Source organism: Streptomyces sp. NPDC020490, from assembly GCF_044335305.1.
In the GTDB taxonomy this organism is placed as follows: Bacteria; Actinomycetota; Actinomycetes; order Streptomycetales; family Streptomycetaceae; genus Streptomyces.
In genome coordinates, this window is record NZ_JBIRUY010000016.1 from 22,229 (window position 1) to 34,853 (window position 12,625).

Genomic DNA, 12,625 nt, shown 5'->3' on the forward strand with positions numbered 1-12,625 from the left:
CCAGGGCGTCGTCCATGCTCTGCTGCCAGTACGTCACCGACAGGGTGCTGTCGTAGTACACGCCCTTGGCCGGCAGCGCGGGCGTCGCGGCGGCGCCCCCGCCGCACAACCCACGGCGAAGGTGCCGCCGCCCACCGGTGACGACGCCACCGCGTGGGTGGTCGCGGTGGGGGCCGTCTCCTCCGGCGAGCAGTACGTGACGCTCACCGTGCAGGGCACCGGCCGGCAGACGGTGGTGCTGGAGCGGATGACCGTCCGCATGGCCGGCAAGCGGTCGCCGCTCGCCTGGAACGACTACGCGATGGGCTATCCCGGCGTCGGCTGCGGCGGCGACGTGCCGACCCGGTCCTTCACGGTGGCGCTCGACGCCGCGCGGCCCGCCGTGGTGCCCGAGGCGGGGCACCGGGACTTCCCGTTCAAGGTGAGCGAGTCCGACCCGGAGGTCTTCTACGCCAAGGCCGACGCCTCGGCGTACGACGTGCGCTGGTACCTGGAACTGGACTGGTCCAGCGGCTCGCGGCACGGGACGCTGGTTCTGGACGACCACGGCCGCCCGTTCCACACCAGCGGCAACAACGGCCGTCCGGGCTACGAGTTCCCGCTCGGCGGCTCGCAGTGGGTCGCGGAGGGGACGACGGACGTTTCCTGAGCACGTCGTAGGAAGATTTCGGGCACCGGCAAGTCGTTTCCGAAGTTAGGTTGTTGACGGCCTGTCGTCTTCTGTCGAAAAGCTGCCTCGATCTGTCAGGGAGACTTCCGTGCCCGGTGACGCGCTCAGCCAAGACCCCGCCGAGCTGAGAAGGAGGATCGACACCACCAAGGCGCACCCCGCCCGCGTCTACGACGTCTTCCTGGGCGGCAAGGACAACTACCCCGTCGACCGGGCCGCGGCCGCCGCCGCGCTCGCCGCCAACCCGCGCGGCTACCTCGACGTGCGGCACAACCGCGACTTCATGCGCCGCGCCGTCACCACGCTGGCCAGGGAGGACGGCATCCGCCAGTTCCTCGACATCGGCACCGGCCTGCCCACCGCGGAGAACGTCCACCAGATCACCCAGCGGATCATCCCCGACTCCCGCGTGGTCTACGTCGACAACGACCCGGTGGTGCTGGCGCACGCGCGCGCCCTGCTCACCTCCGGGCCCGAGGGGCGCACCGACTACATCGACGCCGACTTCAAGAACCCCGCGCAGATCCTCGAACAGGCCGCCAAGATCCTGGACGTCGACGAGCCGGTCGCGCTCTGCCTGGTCGCCATCCTGCACTTCGTCGAGGACGAGGAGGCGTACCCGATCGTGCGCGGCCTCATCGACGCGCTGCCGTCCGGCAGCCGCCTGGTCCTCAGCCACCTCACCGAGGACCTCAACCCCGAGAACATCCGAGCCGTCCAACGCACCTACACCGAGCGGGGCTTCACCTTCGTCCTGCGTACCAGGGCGGAGGTCGAGCGCTTCCTCACCGACAACTCCCTGGTGCCCGCCGAGCCCGGCGTGGTCCCGGTCCACCGCTGGCGCCCCGACGGCGACGCCCCGGTGCCCGAACAGCCGGGTGCCGCCCACCTGGAGACCCTCGACGCCATCGAGAGGGTCCGGTACGCCGACATCAACGACGTCACGGACGCCGACATCAACGTCTACGCCGCCGTCGGCAACAAGCGGTGACCACCCGGGCGGGCAGCGGCGTACGGCCGTCCGTATCCCGGAAAGCCGCTTGTAGGTTGCACGTACTTCCCTAGGCTGCGGCGGGAGACGACGTCGCCGCAGCCGAAGGAGCCGTGTCATGACCGTCACCGAGCCCGTTCCAGCCTCCGCTCCCGCTCCCGCCCCTGTCTCCGCTCCCGTGCCGCCGCTCGCGGCACGGGTCCGTACGGTCGGCGGCTCGCCGGTACGGGACATCCTCGCCGTCACCGCCCGCCCCGAGGTCGTCAACTTCGCGGGCGGGCTGCCGGCCCCTGAACTGTTCGACGCCGACGGCGTCGCGGACGCCTTCCGGGCCGTCCTCGCCGAGGTGCCCGAACGGGCGCTGCAGTACTCCACGACGGAGGGCGAGCCCGCACTGCGGGCCGCGCTCGCCGCCCGTACCGGTGCCCGCGGCCTCGCCACCGACGCCGACGACATCCTGGTCACCACCGGCTCCCAGCAGGCGCTCTCCCTCCTCGCCACCGCCCTGCTCGAACCCGGCGACACCGTCCTCGTCGAGGACCCGTGCTATCTGGCGGCCCTCCAGGCCTTCGGCCTCGCGGGCGCGCGCGTCGTGGCCGTGCCGACGGACGCCGACGGCGTCGACCCCGAGGCGCTGGAGGCGCTGGTGGTGAGCGAGCGGCCGAAGCTCCTCTACACCGTGCCCACCTTCCAGAACCCGACCGGCCGCACCATGCCCGCCGGGCGCCGGGCCGCCGTCGCCGCGGTGGCCGCCCGCCGGGGGCTGTGGATCGTCGAGGACGACCCCTACGGCGAACTCCGCTTCGAGGGCGAGCGGGTGCCCTGGATCGCCTCCTTCGACGACGCCCGCGACCGGACCGTGCTGCTCGGCTCCTTCTCCAAGGTCATGGCGCCCGGCCTGCGGCTGGGCTGGCTGCGGGCGCCCGCCGCGCTGCGCCGGGCCTGCGCGATCGCCAAGCAGGCCGCGGACCTGCACACCCCGACCGTCAACCAGCTCGCCGCGGCCCGGTACCTGGCCGACCGGGACCTGGACGGGCACGTCGTCCGGGTGGCCGGGGCCTACCGCGAGCGCCGCGACGCGATGCTCGCCGGGCTGGCCGACGCCCTTCCCGACGGTTCCACGTGGAACCGGCCCGCCGGCGGCATGTTCCTGTGGGCCCGGCTGCCGGAGGGGTACGACACCACGGCCCTGCTGCCGGACGTGGTGCGACACGACGTGGCGTACGTGCCCGGCGCGCCCTTCCACGCGGGCACGCCGGACACCTCGACGATGCGCCTGTGCTTCGTCACGCACACGCCGGAGGAGATCACGGAGGGGCTGCGCAGGCTGGGCAGGGCCTTCGGCGGCAAAACCCTCGGCTGAGCCCGGCCGGGGGCTGAGTCCGGGGGCTGAGTCCGGGGCCGAGCCGGCGGAGCTGAGTCCGGGCTGAGTCCAGAGCCTCAGTCCCACCAGAACGACCACATCCGCTGGTCCTGGACCGCGTGCTCGGCGTACGCGCGCACCGTCTCGTGGTGTCCCTGGACGATGTTGTCCGGGCAGAACGCGAAGTGCTCGGCGGCCACCGCCTCGGCCTCGGCCCGGGTGGTGGGCGGCGCCGCGACCGACAGGACCAGCTGGTCGTAGGTGAGCGCGACGACGCGGACGCCGAAGCGGTCCTCCCAGGAGCGCAGGACCGCACAGAGTACGGCCGTGTCGTCCTCGTGGTTCAGCGGGCCGGGCCAGCCGAGGGCCGCCGGTATGTCGGCGGAGCGGCGGGCGGGGACCAGCGCGAGGCGGGGATCCTCGAACCAGGAGCCGTCCTCCAGGAGGCGGTCGGCGATCTCGGCCGCCCGGACGTCGGGGTCGGCGGACAGGGCCCGCTCGGGGGCGAGGCCGGGCCAGTCCGGGCCGAAGGGGGCGAGCGTCTCCTCGAGGTCCTCGACGGTCGGCTCCAGGTCCGGGCCGTCCTCCTCGACGCCGGACGCGTCCGCCACGTAGTCCTCCCAGAACCCGGCCAGCACCTCGTCGGCGTCGTGATCACCGGGGTAGGACATCTTCCCGGGCCGCAACTCCCACTGGTCCGGGCCGCCCACCTGGTCGCCCACGTCCACGAGCACCGGCAGCAGCCCCAGCCGGGAGGCGGGCCCGGCGAGCCGCGCCCAGTTGCCGGAGGACGCCGAGCGCCCGGCGTGCCACAGCAGCGGCTCGTGCCACGCGCCCTCGTTCGTGGCGTCGATCAGTCTCCCGGGCGGGAGTTCCAGCCCGAGCGCACGCCCGCTCGGATCGGTCGCCAGCCTGGGCAGCGGGTTGGGAAGGGTAGCCATGCCAGTGACTGTAGGGGCAGCCACTGACATCGACGCTCCGCTTGCCGCACCCCGGTCGTACAGGGGGTGCGGAGCGGAGCGCCGGGCCGTGCGTCAGAGGCGCTCGGGCGTCCTGATGCCCAGCAGGGCCATGCCCTCGTGCAGGGTGCGGGCCGTGACCTCGCACAGGAAGAGGCGGTTCTCGACCTGCTCGGGCGTCTCGGCCTTCAGGACCGGGCACTTGTCGTAGAACGAGGTGTACAGGGACGCGAGCTGGTACAGGTACGCCGTCAGCTTGTGCGGGGCGTACTCCCTCGCGGCCTCCGCGACCGTCTCCGCGAACTGGTCCAGGTGCAGGCCCAGCGCCCGCTCCGGGGCGGTCAGCTCCAGCTCCGGGTGCGCGGCCGGGCGCGCCTCGCCGGCCTTGCGGAGGATCGACCGGATCCGGGCGAACGCGTACTGGAGGTACACGGACGTGTCGCCGTTCAGCGACACCATCTGGTCCAGGTCGAACTTGTAGTCGCGGCTCGCCGACGTCGACAGGTCCGCGTACTTCACCGCGCCGATGCCCACCTGGGCGCCGCGCTCGGCGATCTCCTCCTCCGACAGGTCCTGCGCCTTCTCCCGCACCACGGCGCTGGCCCGCTCGATCGCCTCGTCGAGCAGGTCGACCAGCCGCACCGTCTCGCCCTCACGGGTCTTGAACGGCTTGCCGTCCTTGCCGAGGACCGTGCCGAACGCGAGCTGCGCCGCCTGCACGTCGTCGTTCAGCCAGCCGGCCCGGCGGGCGGTCTCGAAGACCATCCGGAAGTGCAGCCCCTGGCGGGCGTCGACGACGTACAGCAGGGAGTGCGCCTTCAGGTTGAAGACGCGGTCGCGGATCGCCGACAGGTCCGTGGCCGCGTAGCCGTAGCCGCCGTCGGACTTCTGCACGATCAGCGGGACCGGGTTGCCGTCCGGGCCCTTGATGTCGTCGAAGAACACGCACAGCGCGCCTTCGGAGCGGACCGCGACGCCCTTCTCCTCCAGCAGCCGGCACGTCTCGGCGAGCATGTCGTTGTAGCCCGACTCGCCGACGATGTCCGCGTCGCGGATGTCCATGTCCAGCTTCTCGAAGACGGAGAAGAAGTAGATCTTCGACTCGTCCACGAACTTCTGCCACACCGCGAGCGTGTGCGGGTCGCCGGCCTGGAGGTCCACCACCCGGCGCCGCGAGCGCGTCTTGAACTCCTCGTCGGAGTCGAACAGCTTGCGCGCGGCCTTGTAGAGGCGGTCGAGGTTCGACATCGCCTCCTCACCGGTGACCTCGGACGCCTTGTGGTCCAGCTCGTGCGGGTGCTCGTCCAGGTACTGGATGAGCATGCCGAACTGGGTGCCCCAGTCGCCGATGTGGTGGCGGCGGATCACCGTCTCGCCGGTGAACTCCAGCAGCTTGACGACGGAGTCGCCGATCACCGCGGAACGCAGGTGGCCGACGTGCATCTCCTTCGCCACGTTCGGCTGGGCGTAGTCGATGACCGTGGTGCCCGGAGCGTCGGCGTACGGCACGCCGAGACGGCCCTCGGGGTCGGCGGCCCGGGCGGCGAGGTTCCGGGTGATCGCCTCGTCGGTGACCGTGATGTTGAGGAAGCCGGGCCCGGAGACCTCGACCTCCTTGAACAGGCCGCCGGTCTCCACCCGCGACACCACCTGCGCGGCCAGCTCCCGCGGGTTGGCCTTGGCCTTCTTGGCGAGCGCCAGGATGCCGTTCGCCTGGAAGTCCGCCCGGTCGCTACGTCGCAGCAGCGGGTCGGCGTCGGCGGCCTCCGGCAGGGTGGCCGAGAGGGCGGACGCGAGGCGCTGCTGGACGGAATCGCTGAGGGACGTGACCGAGGCCATAGGAAGGGGTGCCGTTCTCCTCGTGGGGATGGATAGACACACTCAGTATCCCATGGGGGGTAAAGCGGTTTTCCCGAGCGCGATCCGGTCTGTGAGAATGGGGTGTCACCCCGTTCAGAAAGAAGGACGTGCCGATCGTGGCTCAGAGCACCGAGACCACCGACTGGGTCTCCCGTTTCGCGGATGAGGTCATCGAGGAGTCGGAGCGTCGGGCCCCGGGCAAACCGGTCGTCGTCGCGTCCGGCCTCTCCCCCTCCGGCCCCATCCACCTGGGCAACCTCCGGGAGGTCATGACCCCGCACCTCGTCGCCGACGAGATCCGCCGCCGCGGCCGCCAGGTCCGGCACCTGATCTCCTGGGACGACTACGACCGGTTCCGCAAGGTGCCGGCCGGTATCGCGGGCGTCGACGAGACCTGGGCGGAGCACATCGGCAAGCCGCTGACGTCCGTGCCCGCGCCGAAGGGCTCGCCGCACCCCAACTGGGCCGAGCACTTCAAGGCCGCCATGGTCGACTCGCTCGCCGAGCTGGGCGTGGAGTTCGACGCCATCAGCCAGACCGAGCAGTACACCTCCGGTGCCTACCGCGAGCAGATCCTGCACGCCATGCGGCACCGGCAGGAGATCGACGCCGTCCTGGACCAGTACCGGACCAAGAAGGCCCCCGCGAAGAAGACGCAGAAGCCCGTCGACGAGGCCGAGCTGCAGGCCGAGGAGGGCTCGGGCGCCGCGTCCGAGGACGACGGCTCCTCCGGCTCCGCCGGGTACTTCCCGTACAAGCCGTTCTGCGGCAACTGCGAGAAGGACCTGACGACGGTCACGTCCTACGACGACGACACCACCGAGCTGACGTACAGCTGCACCGCCTGCGCCTTCTCCGAGACCGTCCGGCTCAACGAGTTCAACCGCGGCAAGCTGGTCTGGAAGGTCGACTGGCCCATGCGGTGGGCGTACGAGGGCGTCATCTTCGAGCCGAGCGGCGTCGACCACTCCTCCCCGGGCTCCAGCTTCCAGGTGGGCGGCCAGATCGTCGGCATCTTCGGCGGCAAGCAGCCCATCGGGCCCATGTACGCCTTCGTCGGCATCAGCGGCATGGCCAAGATGTCGTCGTCGCGCGGCGGGGTGCCGACCCCGGCCGACGCCCTGAAGATCATGGAGCCGCAGCTGCTGCGCTGGCTGTACGCCCGGCGCCGGCCCAACCAGTCCTTCAAGATCGCCTTCGACCAGGAGATCCAGCGCCTCTACGACGAGTGGGACAAGCTCGACGCGAAGGTCGCCGACGGCTCCGCGCTGCCGGGGGACCTCGCCGCGCACGCCCGCGCGGTCGGCACGGCGAGCGGTGACCTGCCGAGGACGCCGAGGCCGCTGCCGTACCGGACGCTGGCGTCGGTCGCCGACATCACCGCCGGCCACCAGGACCAGGCGCTGCGGATCCTGTCCGAACTCGACCCGGACAACCCGCTCGCCTCCCTGGACGAGGCACGGCCGCGCTACGACAAGGCCGAGGCCTGGATCAACACGCACGTGCCCGCCGACCAGCGGACCATCGTGCGCGACGAGCCCGACGCCGAACTGCTGAAGTCCCTCGACGAGGCCTCCCAGCAGTCCGTGCGCCTGCTGCTCGACGGCCTGGAGTCGCACTGGTCGCTGGACGGCCTGACGCACCTCGTCTACGGCGTGCCCAAGGTGCAGGCCGGCTTCGCCGCCGACGCCACGCCCAAGGAACTGCCGCCAGAGATCAAGACCGCCCAGCGGTCCTTCTTCGCGCTGCTGTACCACCTGCTGGTGGGCCGGGACACCGGCCCGCGGCTGCCCACGCTGCTGCTGGCGGTCGGCCAGGAGCGGGTGCGGCGCCTGCTCGGCGAGTAGGCGGCGGCCGGACGGCACCGGATGGCGACAGGAAAGGGGCCCTCGCTTCGAGGGCCCCTTTCCCGTGCGCTCGTGCGCTCACCCGTCCCGTGCGCTCACCCGTCCATGGGTCAGGCGATGTGCTCGTCCGTCAGTTCCGCGTTGAGGCGGTTGGAGAAGCGGTTCACCATGCGCTTGGCGTCCGCCTCGGGCAGCGCGATGCCGTACGTCGCCTCCACGTCCGCGATGAACCCACGGGGAGTGGGCGCTCCGTTGCCGCTCTTTATCGACTCGCGGAAGACCTGGTAGTACGCGTCCTCGCTGGGCTCCGGCGGGCCGCCGCCCTCGCCCAGCTCCCGGGTGCGGCCCGGGCTCACCGGGATGGGGAAGCTGCCGGTCTCCTCCGGGGACGGCTCCTCGGCGAACGGCTCCTCGACGTACTGCTCCTGGTACTGCTCGGCCTGCTGCTGCTCCGCGATCCACTGGGCGTACTGCTCGGGGTCGTACGTGGGGTCGTAGTCGCCGTGGTACTCGATCTCCTGCGGGTGCCGGGCGTGCAGCCAGGGGCTCTCGTCCGGGCCGGGCACCGGCTGCGGCGCGGGCGCCGCCTCCACCGAGCGGACACCGACGGCCGCGACGGCCTGCGGCGCCTGCGCCGGCACCGATGCCGGCTCCGGCGCGGGAGCAGGCGGCAGCAACGCCGGTTCGATGCCCGCCGCCGCCAGCCCCGCCGGGGCCGTCTCGGCCAGCGGCACCCCGTACCGGGCCAGCCTCAGCGGCATCAGCGACTCCACCGGGGCCTTCCTGCGCCACGCCCGGCCGAACCGCGACCGCAGCCGCGCCTGGTACACCAGCCGCTCCTGCTCCAGCTTGATGACCTGCTCGTAGGAGCGCAGCTCCCACAGCTTCATCCGGCGCCACAGCAGGAACGTCGGGACCGGCGAGAGCAGCCAGCGGGTGAGGCGGACGCCCTCCATGTGCTTGTCGGCGGTGATGTCGGCCATCCGGCCGATCGCGTGCCGGGCCGCCTCCACCGAGACCACGAACAGCACCGGGATCACCGCGTGCATGCCGACGCCGAGCGGGTCCGGCCAGGCGGCCGCGCCGTTGAAGGCGATCGTCGCCGCCGTCAGCAGCCACGCGGTCTGGCGCAGCAGCGGGAACGGGATGCGGATCCAGGTCAGGAGGAGATCCAGGGACAGCAGGACGCAGATGCCCGCGTCGATGCCGATCGGGAACACGTAGGAGAAGTTCCCGAAGCCCTTTTTGATCGCAAGCTCGCGGACGGCGGCGTAGGAACCGGCGAAGCCGATGCCGGCGATGATCACGGCGCCGGTCACGACCACACCGATGAGAACGCGGTGCATCCGAGTCAGCTGCAGTGGCGCGGCCACCCGTACTCCCCTCCCCTTGCGTGTTGTTGCGCGCAACAGAGTGGCACATGTGTACGGCGGACATGGTGCCGGTGCGCCGGGAGCCCGGCCCACGAGGGGGACCGGGCTCCGTCGGAAAGCGGGGCTGAGCTGCGCCTGGGCACCTGGGTGTGACAGTCAGCTCTTCTTCGACGCTGTAGCGGACGAGGACGCCTTCACGGCCTTCGACGCCGACGCGGAGGCCGACTTGGACGGCGACGCGGACGGCTTCGACGCCGACTTCGTGGGCGAGGGACTCGTCGTGCCCGCATCCGTGCCGCCGCCCGAGGCCGTGCCGCCGTCGCCGTTGGCCGCCGCCACCGCGGCCACCGCCTCCTTGGCCGCCTTCTCCGCGAGCTTCGCCAGCGTGTCGGCGCTCGGGGTCTTGTCGCCGGCCAGTCCCGCGCCGTTGTAGTCGACGGTGACGACGACGTTCTCCACCCGCGTCACGACCGTCTGCTGCTTGAAGGACCCCTCCTTCTTCTTCAGGTCGTAGCGCACCGACGTCGCCTCGTCGCCCGTCCCGGAGACCGGCTGCGACTTCGTGTTCTTCGCGCCCGCCACCGACTGGGCGTCCTCGATCTGCTTCTCGTAGTACGCGTGCGCCTGCTTGTCGCCCTCGCCGCGCGAGACGTCCGAGTCGAAGCGCAGCAGCGAGACGTTGAGCCAGCGGAACTGGGAACCCTTCACGCCGTTGTTGTCCAGGCTGTTCCAGGAGCAACTCGCCCGCGTCGCCGTGTCGTCGGACGTGCCCTCCTTGCCCGACTTCACGCCCCTGGGCACGAGCGAGGTCAGCGTCTTCTTCGACAGCACGTCACACGACTTCGGCAACTTGGAGTACGCCGCCGCCCGTACCGTCGGCGACGCGCTCGCGGACGCCGACGCCGTCGCGCCGCCCGGGTTCTTGCCGCCGCCGTCGTCGGAGCCGGAGTCCGAGGAGCAGCCGGCGACGATCAGCATCACCGGCACCGCCGTCGCGCAGACCAGGGTGCGGCCCCTGCCCCTCGCTCGCTGGTCTCGCTCGTTCCGCCGGTCTCGCTGTGCTGGTCGCTGCATGGTTCCTTCACTCATGACACTCGTGGTTCCTGCGGTCGGATCGGGTCCGAGGGGCCACGGTACGCGGTGGGACAGGTGTGCGTTTCCGCTTCGCGCGCTTTGCGGGCGGGCGGGCGGGGGTGGGTGAAGGGTGCTAACCGGCCAGCGCGTCGGCCAGTTGGGCGGCCAGTTTCCGGGCCTTGTCCTGCATTTCCTTGCTGTCCGGGACGACTCCGACGGCCGCCGGCTGCTCCTCGTACTCGATGGTGACGATGACGTTCGACGTGCGGAACGCCACAGTCACCGTGCGCCGCTGGGCCGTCGAACCGGAGCTGTCGAGCTCGTCGTCCAGGAACGCCTCGTCGCCCAGGCCGTCCAGCACACGGGGCTGGAGGTCGGACGGGGTGACGGAGGAGGAGGCGCTCGTGCCGGGGGAGGCGCTGGGACCGGTGCTCCCGGCGGACGTGCCCTTGGAGGCGCCCGTGGACTCGCCCTTGGACGTGGCCTTGGAGGTGGCTTCGGACGTGGCCTTGGAGGTGCTCTCGGCCGTGTCGGCGGTGGCGGAACCCGTCGGCTTGGGGAGGTCGGCCGCCGTCCGCAGGGCCGCGAACAGGTCCTGCGCCTGGCTGTCGTCGCTCACGGAGTTGTCGTACGACACCACCCGCTCGAGGTCGACGAGGAGATGGTCGGTCGCGGCCGCCGACTGCACCTTCCAGCGGCAGCCGACCTTGCGGTCGGTGTCGTACGTCAGCGTCGCCTCGCCCGCGTACGCCTTCTCCCGCTGGTCCTCGTCGGTGATCTCCTTGATCCCGGGCAGCAGCGAGTCGAGGGTGCCCTGGCCGACCGCGCCGCACGGCTCCGGGAGCGTGCGGTACCGGCCCGGCTGGGCCGCGGCCGTCGCGGTGCCCGCGTCGCCGGGGTTGGCGTCGTCCGTCGGGGTGCCGCCGCCCGAGCCGCCGGTGCAGCCGGTCAGCAGCGCCGCGAGGAGCGCGGCGACGCCGGGTACGTACGCCTTCCGCAGCACGGTCAGGCCCCTCTCGACGGTGGGTGGTGTCCGGTGATCACAGTGTCCCCGCTGGTTATTCGCTTGCCGCACGGGGGCGCTCCCAGAACACAATGTCTATCGCACGCATGGCCGTGGACGCCGGTCCGTCATCCCTTTCGTCGACCTTGGCGCCGGTTTTGCGATTTCGGGCTTCTGTTCATTTTCGGGGGAATGGGGACGTCATGTCATATGTGGAGATACCCGGGGCCAAGGTTCCCATCCGCATGTGGACCGACCCGGCGACGGTCGAGGACGGAGCGCTGCAGCAGCTGCGCAACGTCGCGACCCTGCCGTGGATCAAGGGCCTGGCGGTCATGCCGGACGTGCACTACGGCAAGGGCGCGACGGTCGGCTCCGTGATCGCCATGCGGGGCGCCGTCTGCCCCGCGGCGGTGGGCGTCGACATCGGGTGCGGCATGTCGGCGGTCAAGACGTCCCTGACGGCGAACGACCTGCCCGGCGACCTGTCGCGGCTGCGCTCGAAGATCGAGGCCGCCATCCCGGTGGGGCGGGGCATGCACGACGAACCGGTCGACCCGGGCCGCCTGCACGGGTTCGCCACGGCCGGCTGGGACGACTTCTGGCAGCGGTTCGGCGGGGTGGCGGAGGCGGTCAAGTTCCGTCACGAACGTGCCGGAAAGCAGATGGGAACGCTCGGCAGCGGCAACCACTTCGTCGAGGTCTGCACGGACACCACCGGTTCTGTCTGGCTGATGCTGCACTCCGGCTCCCGCAACATCGGCAAGGAACTGGCCGATCACCACATCGGCGTGGCCCAGCAGCTCCCGCACAACCAGGGTCTGGTCGACCGCGACCTCGCCGTCTTCATCGCGGACACCCCGCAGATGGCGGCGTACCGCAACGATCTGTTCTGGGCGCAGGAGTACGCGAAGTACAACCGCTCGATCATGATGGCGCTCCTGAAGGACGTGATCCGCAAGGAGTTCCGGAAGGCGAAGCCGGTCTTCGAGCCCGAGATCAGCGCCCACCACAACTACGTGGCCGAGGAGCGCTACGACGGCATGGACCTGCTGGTGACCCGCAAGGGCGCGATCCGCGCGGGCTCCGGCGAGTACGGGATCATCCCCGGCTCGATGGGCACGGGGTCCTACATCGTGAAGGGCCTCGGCAACGAGAAGGCGTTCAACTCGGCGTCCCACGGCGCCGGCCGGCGCATGAGCCGCAACGCGGCCAAGCGCCGCTTCTCGGCGAAGGACCTGGAGGAGCAGACGCGGGGCGTGGAGTGCCGCAAGGACTCCGGCGTCGTGGACGAGATCCCGGCCGCGTACAAGCCGATCGAGCAGGTCATCGAGCAGCAGCGGGACCTGGTGGAGGTCGTGGCGAAGCTGAAGCAGGTCGTCTGCGTCAAGGGCTGAGGTCCGTCGGCGGCGGGACCGCGTCCCTCCGCCGGCCCCGGCCTGCCGGCCTGCTTCGCGCGCCTGCCGGGCGCGCGTGCTGGGCGTG

The 12,625-nt window shown here is 71.3% G+C and carries 9 protein-coding genes and 1 pseudogene; 5 read left to right on the top strand and 5 right to left on the bottom strand.

What is annotated here, in order from left to right; all coding sequences use genetic code 11:
* Nucleotides 1–118 precede the first annotated feature (118 nt).
* The 3 genes and pseudogenes from ACH4ZX_RS18315 to ACH4ZX_RS18325 form a co-directional block, all read left to right on the top strand.
* A pseudogene (locus ACH4ZX_RS18315) lies at nt 119–649 on the top strand (transcriptional regulator); the annotation flags it as partial.
* Between the two features lie 109 nt (nt 650–758).
* Nucleotides 759–1,661 (top strand): SAM-dependent methyltransferase, encoded by a 903-nt coding sequence (locus ACH4ZX_RS18320; RefSeq protein WP_398273279.1) that lies wholly within the window; start codon nt 759–761, stop codon nt 1,659–1,661.
* Between the two features lie 118 nt (nt 1,662–1,779).
* Entirely contained in the window at nt 1,780–3,024 is a 1,245-nt protein-coding gene (locus ACH4ZX_RS18325) for a PLP-dependent aminotransferase family protein (protein ID WP_398273281.1), read from the top strand.
* 77 nt (nt 3,025–3,101) lie between these two features.
* On the opposite strand, the gene ACH4ZX_RS18330 is transcribed toward ACH4ZX_RS18325, so the two are convergent.
* Nucleotides 3,102–3,965, bottom strand: coding sequence for a DUF4253 domain-containing protein (locus ACH4ZX_RS18330; protein ID WP_398273283.1), 864 nt, complete (start codon nt 3,963–3,965; stop codon nt 3,102–3,104).
* Nucleotides 3,966–4,058: 93 nt separating this feature from the next.
* A complete protein-coding gene (argS, locus tag ACH4ZX_RS18335; protein WP_398273285.1) occupies nt 4,059–5,822 on the bottom strand; it encodes an arginine--tRNA ligase in 1,764 nt (587 codons plus the stop codon).
* A 128-nt stretch (nt 5,823–5,950) separates the two neighbouring features.
* Here argS and lysS point away from each other — a divergent pair, with 128 nt between their 5' ends.
* Complete coding sequence (gene lysS / locus ACH4ZX_RS18340; protein WP_398273287.1) at nt 5,951–7,690, top strand: lysine--tRNA ligase; 1,740 nt, start codon at nt 5,951–5,953, stop codon at nt 7,688–7,690.
* Between the two features lie 110 nt (nt 7,691–7,800).
* On the opposite strand, the gene ACH4ZX_RS18345 is transcribed toward lysS, so the two are convergent.
* The 3 genes from ACH4ZX_RS18345 to ACH4ZX_RS18355 form a co-directional block, all read right to left on the bottom strand.
* Entirely contained in the window at nt 7,801–9,063 is a 1,263-nt protein-coding gene (locus tag ACH4ZX_RS18345; RefSeq protein ID WP_398273289.1) for a DUF2637 domain-containing protein, read from the bottom strand.
* A gap of 156 nt (nt 9,064–9,219) precedes the next feature.
* The gene (locus ACH4ZX_RS18350; RefSeq protein ID WP_398273291.1) at nt 9,220–10,137 is read right to left on the bottom strand and encodes a DUF3558 family protein; all 918 of its coding nucleotides are present in this window, start codon (nt 10,135–10,137) and stop codon (nt 9,220–9,222) included.
* Nucleotides 10,138–10,270: 133 nt separating this feature from the next.
* Entirely contained in the window at nt 10,271–11,140 is an 870-nt protein-coding gene (locus ACH4ZX_RS18355) for a DUF3558 domain-containing protein (RefSeq protein WP_398273293.1), read from the bottom strand.
* 203 nt (nt 11,141–11,343) lie between these two features.
* On the opposite strand from ACH4ZX_RS18355, the gene ACH4ZX_RS18360 reads away from it, so the two are divergent.
* On the top strand, nt 11,344–12,537 hold the full coding sequence (locus ACH4ZX_RS18360) for an RtcB family protein (protein WP_398273294.1): 1,194 nt from the start codon (nt 11,344–11,346) through the stop codon (nt 12,535–12,537).
* Nucleotides 12,538–12,625 lie beyond the last annotated feature (88 nt).

What these genes read in the sequence shown, in the direction of transcription:
- ACH4ZX_RS18325 (WP_398273281.1), top strand. Translation starts at nt 1,780, where the DNA reads ATGACCGTCACCGAGCCCGTTCCAGCCTCCGCTCCCGCTCCCGCCCCT.
- ACH4ZX_RS18330 (WP_398273283.1), bottom strand. Translation starts at nt 3,965, where the DNA reads ATGGCTACCCTTCCCAACCCGCTGCCCAGGCTGGCGACCGATCCGAGC.
- argS (WP_398273285.1), bottom strand. Translation starts at nt 5,822, where the DNA reads ATGGCCTCGGTCACGTCCCTCAGCGATTCCGTCCAGCAGCGCCTCGCG.
- ACH4ZX_RS18350 (WP_398273291.1), bottom strand. Translation starts at nt 10,137, where the DNA reads ATGCAGCGACCAGCACAGCGAGACCGGCGGAACGAGCGAGACCAGCGA.
- ACH4ZX_RS18360 (WP_398273294.1), top strand. Translation starts at nt 11,344, where the DNA reads ATGTCATATGTGGAGATACCCGGGGCCAAGGTTCCCATCCGCATGTGG.